Annotated in this window: 17 protein-coding genes; 14 read left to right on the forward strand and 3 right to left on the reverse strand. The window is 58.5% G+C overall.

Going from position 1 to position 15279, the window contains the following annotated elements; translation table 11 throughout:
* Positions 1 to 68: 68 nt before the first annotated feature.
* A complete protein-coding gene (locus FN828_RS04430; protein ID WP_142492184.1) occupies positions 69 to 512 on the forward strand; it encodes an acyl-CoA thioesterase in 444 nt (147 codons plus the stop codon).
* Here the strand turns inward: FN828_RS04430 and FN828_RS04435 are convergent.
* Both FN828_RS04435 and FN828_RS04440 read right to left on the reverse strand, forming a co-directional pair.
* Positions 503 to 742, reverse strand: coding sequence for a DUF2842 domain-containing protein (locus FN828_RS04435; RefSeq protein ID WP_142492185.1), 240 nt, complete (start codon positions 740 to 742; stop codon positions 503 to 505). The two genes, FN828_RS04430 and FN828_RS04435, sit on opposite strands and share 10 nt — an antisense overlap.
* Positions 742 to 2037 (reverse strand): adenylosuccinate synthase, encoded by a 1296-nt coding sequence (locus FN828_RS04440; protein WP_142492186.1) that lies wholly within the window; start codon positions 2035 to 2037, stop codon positions 742 to 744. Before FN828_RS04440 ends, FN828_RS04435 begins: the two co-directional genes overlap by 1 nt.
* 156 nt (positions 2038 to 2193) lie before the next feature.
* Between FN828_RS04440 and FN828_RS04445 the strand changes: the two genes are divergently transcribed.
* The 3 genes from FN828_RS04445 (at position 2194) to FN828_RS04455 (ending at position 4977) form a co-directional block, all read left to right on the forward strand.
* Positions 2194 to 2589, forward strand: coding sequence for a DUF6524 family protein (locus FN828_RS04445; RefSeq protein WP_142492187.1), 396 nt, complete (start codon positions 2194 to 2196; stop codon positions 2587 to 2589).
* Between the two features lie 218 nt (positions 2590 to 2807).
* On the forward strand, positions 2808 to 3167 hold the full coding sequence (secG, locus tag FN828_RS04450) for a preprotein translocase subunit SecG (protein WP_142492188.1): 360 nt from the start codon (positions 2808 to 2810) through the stop codon (positions 3165 to 3167).
* A 166-nt stretch (positions 3168 to 3333) separates the two neighbouring features.
* Entirely contained in the window at positions 3334 to 4977 is a 1644-nt protein-coding gene (locus tag FN828_RS04455; RefSeq protein ID WP_142492189.1) for a CTP synthase, read from the forward strand.
* A 75-nt stretch (positions 4978 to 5052) separates the two neighbouring features.
* Here the strand turns inward: FN828_RS04455 and FN828_RS04460 are convergent, their stop codons facing one another.
* Positions 5053 to 5571: a hypothetical protein gene (locus FN828_RS04460; RefSeq protein ID WP_142492190.1), complete on the reverse strand. Its 519-nt coding sequence runs from the start codon at positions 5569 to 5571 to the stop codon at positions 5053 to 5055.
* Positions 5572 to 5757: 186 nt separating this feature from the next.
* Between FN828_RS04460 and FN828_RS04465 the strand changes: the two genes are divergently transcribed.
* The 10 genes from FN828_RS04465 to FN828_RS04510 all read left to right on the forward strand — a co-directional run bounded on the left by FN828_RS04465 (position 5758) and on the right by FN828_RS04510 (position 15220).
* Entirely contained in the window at positions 5758 to 6210 is a 453-nt protein-coding gene (locus tag FN828_RS04465) for a tellurite resistance TerB family protein (RefSeq protein ID WP_142492191.1), read from the forward strand.
* Between the two features lie 42 nt (positions 6211 to 6252).
* Positions 6253 to 6693: a tellurite resistance TerB family protein gene (locus FN828_RS04470; protein WP_142492192.1), complete on the forward strand. Its 441-nt coding sequence runs from the start codon at positions 6253 to 6255 to the stop codon at positions 6691 to 6693.
* A gap of 128 nt (positions 6694 to 6821) precedes the next feature.
* Positions 6822 to 7625, forward strand: coding sequence for an ABC transporter ATP-binding protein (locus FN828_RS04475; RefSeq protein WP_185958927.1), 804 nt, complete (start codon positions 6822 to 6824; stop codon positions 7623 to 7625).
* Positions 7626 to 7667: 42 nt separating this feature from the next.
* Complete coding sequence (locus tag FN828_RS04480) at positions 7668 to 8381, forward strand: transporter substrate-binding domain-containing protein (RefSeq protein ID WP_142492193.1); 714 nt, start codon at positions 7668 to 7670, stop codon at positions 8379 to 8381.
* A gap of 60 nt (positions 8382 to 8441) precedes the next feature.
* Positions 8442 to 9326, forward strand: coding sequence for an ABC transporter permease (locus FN828_RS04485; protein WP_142492194.1), 885 nt, complete (start codon positions 8442 to 8444; stop codon positions 9324 to 9326).
* The gene (locus FN828_RS04490) at positions 9323 to 10129 is read left to right on the forward strand and encodes an ABC transporter permease (RefSeq protein WP_142492195.1); all 807 of its coding nucleotides are present in this window, start codon (positions 9323 to 9325) and stop codon (positions 10127 to 10129) included. Before FN828_RS04485 ends, FN828_RS04490 begins: the two co-directional genes overlap by 4 nt.
* A 192-nt stretch (positions 10130 to 10321) precedes the next feature.
* Positions 10322 to 11656 (forward strand): glutamine synthetase family protein, encoded by a 1335-nt coding sequence (locus FN828_RS04495; RefSeq protein ID WP_142492275.1) that lies wholly within the window; start codon positions 10322 to 10324, stop codon positions 11654 to 11656.
* A gap of 87 nt (positions 11657 to 11743) precedes the next feature.
* The gene (locus tag FN828_RS04500; protein ID WP_142492196.1) at positions 11744 to 12424 is read left to right on the forward strand and encodes a type 1 glutamine amidotransferase; all 681 of its coding nucleotides are present in this window, start codon (positions 11744 to 11746) and stop codon (positions 12422 to 12424) included.
* Entirely contained in the window at positions 12421 to 13779 is a 1359-nt protein-coding gene (locus FN828_RS04505) for a glutamine synthetase family protein (protein ID WP_142492197.1), read from the forward strand. Before FN828_RS04500 ends, FN828_RS04505 begins: the two co-directional genes overlap by 4 nt.
* 136 nt (positions 13780 to 13915) lie before the next feature.
* Positions 13916 to 15220 carry an NAD(P)/FAD-dependent oxidoreductase gene (locus FN828_RS04510; protein WP_142492198.1) on the forward strand — a complete coding sequence of 435 codons (1305 nt, stop codon included), beginning with the start codon at positions 13916 to 13918 and terminating at the stop codon, positions 15218 to 15220.
* The last annotated feature ends 59 nt before the right edge of the window (positions 15221 to 15279 follow it).

Below are 15279 nucleotides of genomic sequence, written 5' to 3' on the forward strand. Positions count from 1 at the left end.
CTGCCCCCTGCCCGCGCCCCACGGTTTTCGGCTATGCAGGGCAAAACACTGATACATCCGGAGCGCCCATGACTCATCCAACCCGCACCCGCCGCGCGGATTACGCCGATTTTTACCAAATCCAGACCCGCTGGATGGACAACGATATGTATGGCCACATGAATAACGTGGTGCATTATTCGCTGTTCGATACGGCGGTGAACGGCTGGCTGATTGCCAAGGGCGCATTGGATCCGATGCGCAGCGACAGCTATGGGCTGGTGGTGGAAACCGGCTGTAAATACTATGCCGAAATGGGATTTCCCGATCTGGTCACAGCGGGCATTCGGATTACCAAACTGGGGTCATCGTCCGTTCGGTACGAGGTGGGACTGTTCCGCAACGACGCGGACGAAGCCGCCGCCGAAGGGTTCTTTGTCCATGTTTATGTAAACCAGGACAGCCACCGCCCCACCCCGATCGAAGGGGAAAGGCGGGCCATTCTGGAAACCTTGCTGGTCGATCAGTCCTGATCGGCGGGGTCTTGCGGGGCATCGGGGTCGGCCTGACCGACCCCTTTGAAGATGAACTTGAAGGGCAACGCCCACAAGAAACCCAACCCCACATAGATCAACAGCTCGACCGGGATCGAAGGCCGGTCCAGCATGTTCACAATCGTCACTGCCACCACGATATAGGCGGGCATCCCGACCAGCAGGATCAGCATTGCCAGACGGCGGCGGGTTTTATACGCCAGCGACATCAGTCCGCGAACGGATCGGTGACAAGGATCGTGTCGTCCCGTTCAGGGCTGGTGGACAGCAACGCCACCGGACATTCGATCAGCTCTTCCACGCGCTTGACGTATTTGATCGCGTTGGCAGGCAGATCGGCCCAGCTCCGGGCGCCTTCGGTGGATTCGGACCAGCCGGGCATTTCCTCGTAAATGGGTTTGCAGCGGGCCTGTTGGTCGGCGGCGGTGGGCAGGTAATCCATGCGCTGACCGTCCAGATCGTAGCCAACGCAGATTTTCAGGGTTTCAAACCCGTCCAGCACGTCCAGTTTGGTCAGCGAAATGCCGTTGATCCCGGAAATCGCACAGGTCTGACGCACCAGCGCCGCATCGAACCAGCCACAGCGGCGCTTGCGCCCGGTGGTGGTGCCAAATTCATGGCCACGCGTCCCCAGACGTTCGCCATCGGCATCGTCCAGCTCGGTCGGGAACGGCCCTTCGCCCACACGGGTGGTATAGGCTTTGACGATCCCCAGCACGTAATCAATGGACCCCGGCCCGATCCCCACGCCCGTCGCGGCCTGACCGGCAATCACGTTGGACGAGGTCACAAACGGGTATGTCCCGAAATCAATATCCAGCAGCGACCCCTGCGCCCCTTCAAACAGGATACGCTTCCCGGCTTTGCGCTTTTCGTTCAGCACTTTCCACACCGGGGCCGCATAGGGCAGGATTTCCGTGGCGATCTGTTTCAACTGGGCAATCAGCCCGGCGCGGTCCACCTCGGCGATCCCCAGACCTTTGCGCAGCGGATCATGGTGCTGCAAGGCGCGGTCAACGCGGGCTTCCAGCGTGGCATCGTCTGCCAGATCGGCCACACGAATGGCACGGCGGCCCACTTTATCTTCGTAGCACGGGCCAATGCCGCGGCCAGTGGTGCCGATCTTGGTGCCCTTGCTGGCGGCTTCTTCGCGGGCGCGGTCCAGTTCGCCGTGGAACGGCAGAATCAGCGGCGTATTTTCCGCGATCATCAGGGTTTCAGGGGTGATTTCCACGCCCTGCGCACGGATCGTTTCGATTTCTTGCAGCAGGTGCCACGGGTCCAGCACCACGCCGTTGCCGATCACCGACAGCTTGCCGCCGCGCACCACACCCGAAGGCAGCGCGTGCAGTTTGTAGACCTTGCTATCAATAACCAGCGTGTGGCCGGCATTATGGCCGCCCTGAAACCGCGCGATCACATCAGCGCGTTCGGACAGCCAGTCCACGATCTTGCCTTTACCCTCATCGCCCCACTGGGCGCCGACGACGACGACATTTGCCATTGCTGGTCCTCTTTTAATGCGGATCAAACCCGCGCCCGTATATAGGGCAGTTCATCCCAGCGAAACCGGAAATTCATCGCAGGGCTGGACAGCGGCATCGGTTTGCGTAATCCATACAGGCGCATATTTGGAATTTTAGCAGTATCAGGGCTTGTTATGGGCTTTTTTCTTCGTTGGCTGGTGGCCTTCATCCTGTTGTCCGCAACGTTCAACCCTACGAACTGGAATTATGCCAAATGGGCCAGCCTGCACTTTCAGGATCAGTTGCCCATGACCGTATTGCTGGGGCTGCTGCTTTTGGTGGGATATATCATATACTTACGCGCGACGCTGCGTTCCATTGGGGCGTTTGGCATGTTTCTGATCATGGCCATTCTGGGGGCGTTGCTGTGGGTGCTGTATGATTATGGCCTGCTGAACATTCATAACCAGAAAATGAACACATGGCTGGGGCTGTTCGCGCTGTCCATCGTGCTGGGCGTCGGCCTGAGCTGGAGCCTGATCCGGCGCCGCCTGTCCGGGCAGGCCGATATTGACGATGTAGACGAATAAACCCCCGCCTAAGCCCCCCGGCCAAATCCGCACGCCATTCCCGAAAACGACTCGGCCCGGCGCTGTGCGAGAAATCGGTAAACCAGCCTCGACACCCGCCCGATCCGGTGGAATATACGTCTGGATCAGAATTGAATCGTCACGCCCCGGAAAGTCGGGTTGCGGGCGGAACCTCTTTTGCCTAAATAGGCGCGGACAGAACTCTCAGGCAGGCTGCAATGGAAAACGTTGTTCTCATCATCCACCTTCTTCTGGCGCTGGCGCTGATCGGCATCGTGCTTCTGCAACGCTCGGAAGGCGGCGGTCTTGGGATGGGCGGCGGCGGTGCGGTTTCCAGCCGCGCGGCAGCAACCGCCTTGGGCAAAGTGACTTGGATTCTGGCAGGGGCATTTATTGTCACCTCGCTGGCACTGACCATCATTGCTGCTGAAAAATCAGCGGGTAGCTCGGTTCTGGATCGCGTGGGCGGTTCCGCCCCGGTTGCAGAAGACACCCAGACCGAACCGGCACAGCCCGGCAACGCTTTGCTGCCGCCGTCGTCGAATGACAGCGGACCGTTGACGCCCCGCGCGGACTAACCACAACAGCTTGTTTTTTAGCGGATGGCCGCAACTGCATCTTGCGGCCATCTTGCGTATTCTATGCGAATCTAGTATGGCTCAAGTCCCGTGGTGCTGCGGTTTTTAAACCGTTGGGGCTAAGCTTTTGGCAGGGATGCCAGACGGAAACACGGGAGTAGCCGGAATGGCGCGTTATATCTTCATCACTGGCGGCGTTGTGTCCTCTCTGGGCAAGGGTCTGGCTTCGGCGGCGCTGGGGGCGTTGTTGCAGGCACGGGGATTTTCGGTGCGTCTGCGCAAGCTGGACCCCTATCTGAACGTCGACCCCGGCACGATGAGCCCCTTTGAACATGGCGAAGTGTTCGTGACCGATGACGGCGCGGAAACCGATCTGGATCTGGGCCATTACGAACGCTTCACCGGCGTACCTGCGCGCAAGACCGACTCGGTCAGTTCGGGACGAATCTATTCCAACGTGTTGGAAAAGGAACGTCGCGGCGATTATCTGGGCAAAACCATTCAGGTCGTTCCCCACGTCACCAATGAAATCAAGGATTTCCTGGCCGTTGGCGATGACGAGGTGGATTTCATGCTGTGTGAAATCGGCGGCACCGTGGGCGACATCGAAGGCCTGCCCTTCTTTGAAGCCATCCGCCAGTTCAGCCATGACAAACCGCGCGGCGAATGTATCTTCATGCACCTGACGCTGTTGCCGTATCTGGCGGCGTCGGGCGAATTGAAAACCAAACCGACCCAGCACAGCGTCAAGGAATTGCAATCCATCGGGATCGCGCCCGATGTGCTGGTGTGCCGTAGCGAACAGCCGATCCCGGAAAAAGAACGCGAAAAAATCGCCCTGTTCTGTAACGTCCGCAAAGAAGCGGTGATTGCCGCCTACGATCTGAATTCGATCTACGAAGCGCCGCTGGCCTATCACCGCGAAGGGCTGGATCAGGCGGTTCTGGATGCGTTCAACATTTCCCCCGCCCCGCGCCCCGATCTGTCCAAATGGGAAGACGTGGCAGACCGTATTCACAACACTGATGGCGAAGTCAAAGTGGCCATCGTGGGCAAATACGTCCAGTTGGAAGATGCCTATAAGTCAATCAAAGAAGCGTTGACCCACGGCGGCATGGCCAGCCGGGTCAAGGTAAAGGTCGAATGGGTCGATTCGGAAACCTTCGATAAGGAAGACCCAGCCCCCTATCTGGAAGGGTTCCACGCCATTTTGGTTCCCGGCGGCTTTGGCGAACGCGGGACCGAAGGCAAAATCAAAGCGGCGGAATTCGCCCGCACCCGGAAAATCCCCTATCTGGGGATTTGTTTGGGGATGCAGATGGCTGTCATCGAAGCCGCCCGCAACGTTGCCGGGATCGAAACCGCCGGGTCCGAGGAATTTGACCACGAGGCCGGAAACAAGCGGTTTGAACCCGTGGTGTATCACCTGAAAGAATGGGTGCAGGGCAACGCCAAGGTACAGCGTAAGGCCAACGATGCCAAAGGCGGCACAATGCGTCTGGGCGCCTATGATGCGGTACTAACCGAAGGATCGCGCGTGGCGCAGGTCTATGGCGGCACCGCCATCGAAGAACGCCACCGTCACCGCTACGAGGTGGACATCAAATACCGCGAAAAGCTGGAAAGCTGCGGGCTGGTGTTTTCTGGCATGTCCCCCGATGGGCGTTTGCCGGAAATCGTGGAATGGCAGGACCATCCGTGGTTCATCGGCGTACAATATCACCCCGAATTGAAATCCAAACCCTTTGATCCGCATCCGCTGTTCAAGGATTTCATCCGGGCTGCCGTGGAAAATTCCCGTCTGGTTTGATCACTAGAACGGAAATACAAATCGAAAAACGGGGCCAGATGGCCCCGTTTTTGTTTTCTCAGACTTGTGGGGACTTCACCCCCACAACGGTTCCATCAGCATCCGCAGAAACGCGGGGCGTGAATCTTTTTGCGGGGTCATCACAATGGTGCGCAAACCATTGTCCGAAATGGCCTCGAACTTGCGCTCATCGAACACCCAGCGTCCCTGCGTCCCACGCGCGCGATCCCGGCGCTGTGCGTCAATCCAACCCTGTGCCTCGGCCCGGACGGAGGCCAGCCCGATTTCAGGATTGGGCAGGTAGAAGCCGCAGCAAATCTTGCGATACAGACACTCCAGCATCGAAAAGCGGGCGCTGTCCCGCAAGGGAACATCCTCTTTGGCCATGTGGTTGAAATCCTGCGGGCGCCCGTTCAGAAATACCTGAACCGCCGTTGCCAGATCTAACCCGACCTTGGACATCAACCGGCCCAGCACGCGCATATCCCCGCTGTCCCAATCAAATTCTATCGCTGCCCGCGCCACCGCAGACAGGTCATCCTTTGACGCAACCGCCAGCGCCCCGTCCCAGTCTTGTTCATACATTCGGTTCATGGCCGAACTCCTGCTGGAGATACTATTCCCTAGGTTGTAATTAGGATTGATGGACAGAATGCGGGCAAAATGTGGCCGATCAAAGGCACCCCCGCTGTCGCTGCACCGCAACAAAACCGGGCGAAATGTTTGCCTGAGATGTGTTTTTCTTTTTGCAAGAATCACTTCGCCGCGTAATTTCCTTGTATGTTTGCACATCTGTTTCGATCAGCCAAAGGCAGCAAAGACAAAGACTTACCAGAACCAGACGAAAAACTGGCCCTGGGAACGCTGCTGGTGCGCGTGGCAAAATCCGATCGGAATTATAACCTTCAGGAAATTCAGCGAATCGACCGGATATTTTCGCAAATGTTCGGGCTGAACCCCGTTGCGGCGGCCAAAATGCGGGCCACCTGCGAAAAGCTGGACCAACACGCGCCGCATATAGATGTGTTTTCTGAAATGATCCGCGAAGGCGTGGATTTCGATGAGCGCCTCGCCGCGCTGGAGGCCATGTGGCAGGTTGCCTTGGCCGATGGGCATGAAAAACCCGAAGAACTGGATGTGGTGGACCGCGCTCGACATGCGCTTGGCCTGTCCGAAGCCGATAACCTTCACGCGCGGGTCAATGCGTTGCGGGTGACGGGGGATGCTCCCTGATAAGTGATTGGCGCGGGGCGGAAATACCCTTATATCCGCCCTATGTTTGCTGATTTTCTAAAACGGCTGGTTCAGCCCTCTCCTGCTCGTTTACCCGATGCCGATGCGCGGCTGGCGCTGAGCGCGCTACTAGTGCGTGTCGCCCGATCCGATGGGCATTTCGATGCCAATGAACGGGCGCGCATTCTGGCCATATTGTCCACCCGCTATGGGTTGGATCAGACCGGGGCGGCGACGCTGTTGGCCGATGCGGAACAATTGGAAAGCGAAGCCCCGGATACTGTGCGGTTCACCCGCGCGATCAAAGACGCCGTGGCCTATGAGGACCGCGCCGCCGTCATCGAAGCGCTGTGGCAGGTCGTGCTGGCCGATGGCAACCGCGACGACGCAGAAGACGCGCTTTTGCGGCTGGTGGCGAATCTGCTGGGCATCAATGACCGCGACAGCGCCCTGATCCGGCAACGTGTCGAAAGCCGGGGATAAGGCTACGAATTCGTCAAAGGCTGGGCATTTAGCCATTGACCACGGGTAAACTGTATCGTTTTCCCGCGCATTTCGGCGCTTTGTACGTTGCGTCACGGCAAAATTTACTCCCTACTACCGGGCTAAAGATGGATAACAAAAAGACCGGGGCGGACGTGTCCGACAAAGAACCAGTCATTGAAATTCGGGGGCTTCACAAAGCCTATGGGTCGCTGGAAGTTCTGAAGGGCGTGGATATCACCGCCCATCGGGGCGATGTGGTGTCGTTGATCGGATCTTCGGGGTCCGGCAAATCCACGATTCTGCGCTGTGCAAATCTGCTGGAAGACAGCCAACAGGGTGACATCCTGTTCAAAGGCGAACCCGTCACATGGAAAGGCACCGGCCACGGGCGGCACCCCGCCGACCCGAAGCAAGTGCTACGCATCCGCACCAATCTGTCGATGGTGTTTCAACAGTTCAATCTGTGGGCGCATATGACCATCCTGCAAAATGTGATGGAAGCCCCCCTGACCGTTCTGGGCCGTGACCGGGCCGAGGTGGAAAAAGCCGCCCGCGCCTATCTGGACAAGGTGGGGATCGGGGATAAATGCGATGTCTACCCGGCGCAATTGTCGGGTGGGCAGCAGCAACGCGCCGCCATCGCACGGGCGCTGTGCATGGAACCGCAGGCCATTCTGTTCGACGAACCCACCAGCGCGCTGGACCCCGAACTGGAACAAGAAGTGGTCAAGGTCATCAAAGACCTTGCTGCCGAAGGCCGCACCATGCTGATCGTGACACATGACATGAAAATGGCGCATGATGTCAGCGATCACGTCGTTTTCCTGCATCAGGGACGCATCGAAGAAGAAGGTGCGCCCGAAACGCTGTTTGGCAATCCTCAAACCGAACGGCTGCAACAATTCCTGTCGGTCACCTCGCACCTGTAAGGTGACTGCCGGGAAACACGTTCAACATCACGGGAGTGAACCATGAAAAAACTGATCCTGACCACCACCGCGCTGGCGCTGACCGCGGGCATGGCCTTGGCCGATACTGTGCGTCTGGGGACCGAGGGCGCCTACCCTCCGTATAACTTCATCAACGATGCCGGTCAGGTTGACGGGTTCGAGCGTGAACTGGGTGACGAGCTGTGCAAACGCGCCAGCCTGACCTGTGAATGGGTCACGAACGAATGGGATTCGATCATCCCGAACCTTGTGTCCGGCAACTATGACGCCATCATCGCGGGCATGTCGATCACCGATGAGCGCAAGGAAAAAATCGACTTTACCCAGCCCTATACCCTGCCTGACCCGTCCGCCTATGTCGCGCTGAGCGCAGATGTTGATCTGACGAATGCCGTGATCGCGGCACAGGCCAACACCATTCAGGCGTCTTTCGTGGCGGCTGCGGGTGCGCAACTGGTGGAATTCGCCACTGCGGATGAGGCACTGGCCGCTGTTGTGAACGGCGAAGCGGATGCCGTTCTGGCGGACAAAGCCAGCCTGGTGGATCAGGTCACATCGAATGACCAACTGGTTTTCCTTGAAAAAGAAGAACTGATCGGTGGCGGGATCGGCATGGGCCTGCGCAAATCCGATGCCGAACTGCGCGGCCAATTCGACGCGGCGATCCAGTCGATGAAGGATGACGGCACGCTGAACGCGCTGATCACCAAATGGGAAATCGGCGCCACCTTCTAAGGTTGCCTTTCGTGAAACCGGCGGGGGCGTAGCACGCCCCTGCCCCATTGGGACCGCGCGATGTTTCCCTACTGCACTGACCCTTCGACGTTAGAGGGGCTAAGCTGGCTTAGCTGCTACCTGACGACCAGCAAACACATGATGCTGTTCTATTCGTTGGGAACGGTGTTGCTGTTGCTGGCAATCACGGCCCCAACGGCGCTGGCCTTTGGGTTTCTGGGGGCAACATCGGCCAAGTCGCATTTTGCGCCGCTGCGTTGGATCGGAAAGACCTATATCGCCATCGTGCGGGGTGTGCCGGACATCGCGTTCTTCCTGTTCTTTGTCATCGCGCTGGACCAGCTCTTTGAATGGGTCCGGCATGAAATCAAATGCCCCGACTGGGATCAGCCGATCCGGCAGGGCAATGATTTCGTGGTCTGTGCCGCTGCCAAACTGCCGCTGGGCGATGCGCCGCAATGGGTGCACGAAGTTTACGGGTTTTCGCTGGCGGTGCTGACCTTTGCCATCGTGTTCGGGGCTTTTGCGGCCAATGTGCTGTTCGGGGCCATGCGGGCCGTCCCCCATGCGCAGATGGAAACCGCCTATGCCTATGGCATGTCAAAACGTCAGGCATTCTGGCGCGTTTTGGTGCCGCAAATGTGGGTTTATGCCCTGCCCGGCCTGTCAAACCTGTGGATGGTGCTGATCAAGGCCACGCCGCTGCTGTTCCTGCTGGGGGTCGAAGACATCGTATATTGGGCGCGGGAACTGGGGGCATCAAAAACCCCACGCTTTACCGACTATCCCCACCCGGATTGGCGGATGTGGTATTTCCTTGGCCTGCTGGTGTTTTACCTGCTGTTCACCAGATTGTCTGAAATCGTGCTGGAAAAAATCATGCGCCGCCTGTCCCACGGACAGGCCACCGCCGCAGGCGAAGCCATGCGGAGGGCTGACGCATGAGCTGCTGGCAAACCATACAGGATTACGGCCTGCGTTCGATCGGAATCGGGGAACGGTTACTGCCGAAAACCGATTTTACCCTGTGCCATCAGGTCACGCTGATCGGATCGGGGATGCTGTGGAATATCTATTTCGGAATTGTGGCGCTGCTGGCCGGGTTCTTTTTGGCGAATGCCTTGGCCGTTGCGAAAAACTCGGGGTCGGCGTGGTTTCGTAAACCTGCGGAATGGTTCATCTTTGTCTTTCGCGGCTCGCCGTTGTTTATCCAGTTCTTCTTTGGCTATTTCCTGTTTTTGTCGCTGAAAAAGCTGGTCCCCGCCGCAGCCCCGTTCACCGATGCGTGGCTGGGGGCGCTGGTGGTGCTGTTTTTCAACACCGCCGCCTATTCCGCTGAAATCTTCTATGGCGCGCTGCGCACGGTCCCCAAGGGCGAATCCGAAGCTGCCGATGCCTATGGGTTCAGCGGATGGAAAAAATTCCGCCGGATCATCTGGCCCACCTCTATGCGGCTGGCGTGGCCCGCCTATACGAACGAGGCGATTTTCCTGTTTCACGCAACGACGCTGGTGTTCTTTTCCGGCTTCCCCGCATGGCGACAAGAAGGCGATGCACTGTATTACGCCAGCTATTTTGCGGAAAAAACATTCAATCCTTTTATCCCCTATCCGATCCTTGCGGGATATTTCATCCTGTTGACGCTGATCGTTGTGGGAGTGTTCGGATTGATCAACAAACGGCTGAACCGCCACCTGCCGCAGGAACATCGTCGTAAAATCCGCTTGCGTCTGCGACTGATCCGGTAGTATCAAATATTTGATCAAATTATTCAGATGCCGGTAACTACCTTTAACACTGGTACAGTTACAGCCACTTTCTGACGCATAAGATTTGATCATATATAAACAAACAGGGACCAAGGGCATGGCCCCGGCACGTATGTGACGCAGTTTACACTTGCGTCTGGCCTGCGGGGACGGCCTCATCAAGTGATGATGATGAAGAATTGGCTAAGAAAGCACCCAGAGGTGCGCACGATCCGCGTGGCCGCAGCAGACCTGAACGGTCAACCGCGTGGCAAACGCGTCCCCACCCGTTTTGCCGATAAGGTGGTCGAAGACGGTACGCGGTTTCCGCTGTCCGTCCTGAATCTGGACATCTGGGGCGAAGATATTGATGACAGCCCGCTGGTTTTCGACAGTGGCGATGCCGATGGCGTTCTGAAACCCACCGAACGGGGGTTCATGCCGATGCCGTGGCTGGAAGCCCCCACCGCATTGTTGCCGATCTGGATGTTCCGCGAAGATGGCCGCCCCTATGACGGCGACCCGCGCCATGCGCTGCGGTCGGTCGTGGAACGGTTCAAGGCACTGGGCCTGACCCCGGTTGTGGCGATGGAAATGGAATTTTTCCTGATCGACGATTCGGGCCGCAACCTTCAGGTGCCGGTCAGCCCGCGATCCGGCAAACGCCGCAAGGCCGCTGAAACCCTGTCCATCCGGGCGCTGGATGCGTTCGATACCTTCTTTACCGATCTGTATGACGCCTGCGAAGAAATGGACATTCCCGCCGACACCGCCATTTCCGAGGCTGGGCTGGGGCAGTTTGAAATCAACCTGATGCACTGCGACGACGCCCTGCGCGCCGCCGATGACGCATGGTTGTTCAAGATGCTGGTCAAGGGGATGGCCCGCAAACACGGGTTTGCCGCGTCTTTCATGGCCAAACCTTATGAGGATTACGCCGGGTCTGGCCTGCACACCCATTTTTCGCTGATCGACAAGGACGGCAAAAACGTCTTTGACGATGGCGGCCCGAAAGGCACCGATATGCTGCGTCATGCGGTGGCGGGCTGTATGCGGGCAATGCATGACAGCACGCTGATCTTTGCCCCCCATTGGAACAGCTATGACCGGATGGTGCCCGGCGCCCACGCCCCGACCGGGATTTGCTGGGCCTATGAAAACCGCACCTCGGCCATTCGTATTCCATCGGGCAGCCACAAGGCGCGGCGGCTGGAACATCGCGTGGCGGGCGGCGACGTGAACCCCTATCTGTTGCTGGCGGCCATTCTGGGCGCGGCACTGACCGGGATCGAAGATCAGCTTGAACCGCCTGCCCCGATCACCGGCAATGCCTATGCGCTGGACCTGCCCCGCATCCCGGACACATGGGGCGTTGCCATTGATGCGTTTGACAACAGCGACATCATGAAACGCATTTTCAGCCCGGAAATGATCCGTAACTTTGTTCTGACCAAACGGCAGGAACTGTTCTACATGGATGAACTGACCCCGGATGAACGGGTTGTCATTTACCTTGATACGGTCTGATGAATTTCGGGGGCCGGGCGACCGGCCTCCTCTTGTCGGGTGATTATGACGCGACTAGATTCAAGCTATCAACGCAACTGGTGATTTATGAAAATCGGCATACTGCAAACCGGCTATGCGCCGGACCCCGTGATTGAAACCTCGGGCGATTACCCGGCCATGTTCGCCCGCCTGCTGGATGGGCATGGCTTTGATTTCCACACATGGGAGGTGGTGGACAACCAGTTTCCCGACGGCCCGGACGACGCCGATGCCTGGCTGATCACTGGATCACGCCACGGCGTTTACGAGGATCACCCGTGGATCGCCCCGCTGGAATCCCTGATCCGCGCCATCCGTGACAGCGGCAAACCGCTGGTCGGCGTGTGTTTCGGCCACCAGATCATCGCACAGGCATTGGGTGGCAAGGTCGAAAAATTTCGGGGTGGCTGGGCGACCGGGCGGCAGGATTACGACATGGGCGGGCAACCGCTGCGCCTGAACGCATGGCATCAGGATCAAGTGGTGCAACGCCCCGAAGGGGCGCAGGTTCTGGCCTCGAACGGCTTTTGCGAAAACGCGATGCTGGCCTATGGCGATCAAATCCTGACCATCCAGCCCCACCCCGAATTTACCAGTACCGTGATCGAAGGGCTGCTGAACCACCGCGCCAAAGATGTTGTGCCGGACGACCTGATTGCCCGCGCCACCGAAAACCTGACGCAACCTGTGGACAATGCCGACCTTGGACAAACAATGGCCGCTGTCCTGAAAGGGGAAAAAATATGACCGATTGGATCAACAGCATCCCCGAAGCCGCGCAGGCCTATCTGGCCGAACGGCGGCTGGACGAGGTGGAATGTATCATTTCCGACCTGCCCGGCATTGCCCGAGGTAAGGCCGTACCAGCCGGGAAATTCGACAAGCAGGAATACTTCCACCTGCCGGATTCGATCTTTTACCAAACCATTACGGGCGACTGGGGCGAAGCTGCGGGCGACGAGGGCTTTATCGAGCGCGACATGATCCTGCGCCCCGATATGTCCACCGCCACCGCCGCACCGTGGACCGGCGACTGGACGCTTCAGGTGATCCACGACGCCTATGACCGCAAGGGCCGCCCGATCCCCTATGCGCCGCGCAACGTGCTGAAACGTATTGTGGACTTGTACCGCGCTCAGGGCTGGGAACCTGTGGTGGCCCCGGAAATGGAATTCTATCTGGTGGCCCGCAATCTGGACCCGGCCAAACAGATCGAACCGATGATGGGGCGCTCTGGCCGTCCTGCGGCAGCGCGACAGGCCTATTCGATGTCGGCGGTCGATGAATTCGGCCCGGTGATCGACGACATTTATGACTTCGCCGAGGCGATGGGGCTGGAAATTGACGGTATCACGCAGGAAGGCGGGGCCGGACAGTTGGAAATCAACCTGCGCCACGGCAACCCGGTGAAGCTGGCGGACGAAGTGTTTTACTTCAAACGCCTGATCCGCGAAGCTGCATTGCGCCACAATTGTTTCGCCACCTTCATGGCCAAACCCATCGCGGATGAACCCGGCAGCGCGATGCACATCCACCATTCGATCATCGACATGGAGGATGGCACCAACCTGTTTTCCGGCCCGCAAGGTGGTGAAACCGATGCGTTTTTCCACTTTATCGCCGGGTTGCAGAACCACCTGCCGTCTGCCATCGCGATGCTGGCGCCCTATGTGAATTCGTACCGCCGCTATGTCCGTGACCATGCCGCGCCGATCAATCTGGAATGGGGCCGCGACAACCGCACCACGGGCATTCGCGTACCGCTGTCCGGCCCTGCATCGCGCCGGGTGGAAAACCGGCTGGCGGGGATGGATTGCAACCCCTATCTGGGGATCGCAGCATCGCTGGCCTGTGGCTATCTGGGCCTGATGGAAGAAAAACGCCCAGAAAAGCAATTCAAGGGGGACGCCTATGACGGGGAAGAGGACGTGCCGCGCGTGTTGGGGCAAGCCTTGGATATTTTCGACGACGCCAAGCAGTTGCACGAGCTGATCCACCCCGATTTCGCGCGGGTCTATTCGATCGTCAAACGCACGGAATACGAAGAATTCCTGCAAGTGATCAGCCCGTGGGAACGCGAACACCTGTTGCTGAACGTCTGACCAAACGGGGCCGCCTGACGGCGGCTCTGGATATCTCGCGCCTTACGGCGCGCGGGGTCTCAGGGGGCGTTGCCCCCTTTTGGCCTGACGGCCAATTCACCCCCAGAGTATTGATAATCAAAAAGAAAGGGTGCTGATGGACCTGCTTTATTCCAATGACACGCGCGGGCAATATCCCGACAGTTGGTATGCCGCGACCGCCAATGCCCTGCCGCCGTTCGAGATGCTCAAGGGCGAGGTGACAGCCGATGTCTGCGTGATTGGGGGTGGATATACCGGGCTATCGGCGGCGCTGCATCTGGCCGAAGCGGGGCTGGACGTGGTGCTGCTGGAGGCCCATCGCGTTGGGTTCGGCGCATCGGGGCGTAATGGCGGGCAATTGGGCAGCGGTCAGCGTCAGGATCAGGAAGTTCTGGAAAAAATGGTGGGGCGGGATGCGGCCCACCAGCTTTGGGATCTGGGCGAAGAGGCCAAGGATCTGGTCAAAGGGTTAATTTCAAAGCACGCAATTGACTGTCACCTGCGGCCCGGCATCGCGTGGACCGGGTTCAACGGGGCGGACGTCCGGCATTTGCATGACTATGTCGATCTGATGCAGCGCGATTATGGCTATGACGACATCAGCGCCCTGTCAGCGCAGGAATGCGCGGAAATTTGCCCCTCGCCCGCCTATAAGGGGGGACTGCTGGATATGGGGGCCGCGCATTTGCACCCGTTGAATTTTGCGCTGGGACTGGCCGGAGCCGCCACCAAAGCCGGGGCGCGCATTTTTGAAAAGACCCATGTGCATCAGGTGGTTGAAGGCAGTCCAAATGTCGTCCGCACGGATCAGGGACAGGTGCGGGCCACCCATGTCATTCTGGCCTGCAATGGCTATCTGGGTGGGTTGAACCGCAAGGTTGCCGCGCGGGTCATGCCCATCAACAATTATGTGGTGGCCACAGAACCCTTGGAGGACATGGGCAAAACCGTGCTGGCGCGTGACATTGCCATCGCCGATACGAAATTCGTGGTGAATTATTTCCGAATGTCCCATGACGGGCGATTGTTGTTTGGCGGCGGTGAAAGCTATGGCTATCGCTTCCCCAAGGATATTGCCACCAAGGTGCGCAAACCGATGCTGGAAATTTTCCCGCATCTTCGGGATGTACGGATCGACTATGCCTGGGGCGGCACGCTGGGGATCACGATGAAGCGGCTGCCCTATCTGGCGCGTGTGGGCAAAACGGCGCTGTCGGCCTCGGGCTATTCGGGGCATGGCGTAGGCACCGCTGTTCATGCCGGGATGCTGATGGCAAAGGCCGTTCAGGGCGACAGCGAAGGGTTTGATATCATGTCAAAAATCCCGACCATTGCTTTTCCGGGGGGCACGGCGTTCCGTACCCCGCTGCTGACGCTGGCGATGACGTGGTACGCGATGCGGGACCGGCTGGGGGTGTAATCCGCCAAAACCCCCGCTGATTACCCCCCACGTCATCGGAAATTCATTTGGTCTTTGCT

This window comes from Thalassovita litoralis (assembly GCF_900182725.1).
Taxonomy (GTDB): domain Bacteria; phylum Pseudomonadota; class Alphaproteobacteria; order Rhodobacterales; family Rhodobacteraceae; genus Thalassobius; species Thalassobius litoralis.

Coding starts and splice junctions, on each gene's coding strand:
- FN828_RS04440 (WP_142492186.1), bottom strand. CDS start 2,037: ATGGCAAATGTCGTCGTCGTCGGCGCCCAGTGGGGCGATGAGGGTAAA.
- FN828_RS04455 (WP_142492189.1), top strand. CDS start 3,334: ATGGCGCGTTATATCTTCATCACTGGCGGCGTTGTGTCCTCTCTGGGC.
- FN828_RS04480 (WP_142492193.1), top strand. CDS start 7,668: ATGAAAAAACTGATCCTGACCACCACCGCGCTGGCGCTGACCGCGGGC.
- FN828_RS04475 (WP_185958927.1), top strand. CDS start 6,822: ATGGATAACAAAAAGACCGGGGCGGACGTGTCCGACAAAGAACCAGTC.
- FN828_RS04445 (WP_142492187.1), top strand. CDS start 2,194: ATGGGCTTTTTTCTTCGTTGGCTGGTGGCCTTCATCCTGTTGTCCGCA.
- FN828_RS04505 (WP_142492197.1), top strand. CDS start 12,421: ATGACCGATTGGATCAACAGCATCCCCGAAGCCGCGCAGGCCTATCTG.
- FN828_RS04510 (WP_142492198.1), top strand. CDS start 13,916: ATGGACCTGCTTTATTCCAATGACACGCGCGGGCAATATCCCGACAGT.
- FN828_RS04460 (WP_142492190.1), bottom strand. CDS start 5,571: ATGAACCGAATGTATGAACAAGACTGGGACGGGGCGCTGGCGGTTGCG.
- FN828_RS04485 (WP_142492194.1), top strand. CDS start 8,442: ATGTTTCCCTACTGCACTGACCCTTCGACGTTAGAGGGGCTAAGCTGG.
- FN828_RS04470 (WP_142492192.1), top strand. CDS start 6,253: ATGTTTGCTGATTTTCTAAAACGGCTGGTTCAGCCCTCTCCTGCTCGT.
- secG (WP_142492188.1), top strand. CDS start 2,808: ATGGAAAACGTTGTTCTCATCATCCACCTTCTTCTGGCGCTGGCGCTG.
- FN828_RS04435 (WP_142492185.1), bottom strand. CDS start 742: ATGTCGCTGGCGTATAAAACCCGCCGCCGTCTGGCAATGCTGATCCTG.
- FN828_RS04465 (WP_142492191.1), top strand. CDS start 5,758: ATGTTTGCACATCTGTTTCGATCAGCCAAAGGCAGCAAAGACAAAGAC.
- FN828_RS04430 (WP_142492184.1), top strand. CDS start 69: ATGACTCATCCAACCCGCACCCGCCGCGCGGATTACGCCGATTTTTAC.
- FN828_RS04490 (WP_142492195.1), top strand. CDS start 9,323: ATGAGCTGCTGGCAAACCATACAGGATTACGGCCTGCGTTCGATCGGA.
- FN828_RS04495 (WP_142492275.1), top strand. CDS start 10,322: ATGAAGAATTGGCTAAGAAAGCACCCAGAGGTGCGCACGATCCGCGTG.
- FN828_RS04500 (WP_142492196.1), top strand. CDS start 11,744: ATGAAAATCGGCATACTGCAAACCGGCTATGCGCCGGACCCCGTGATT.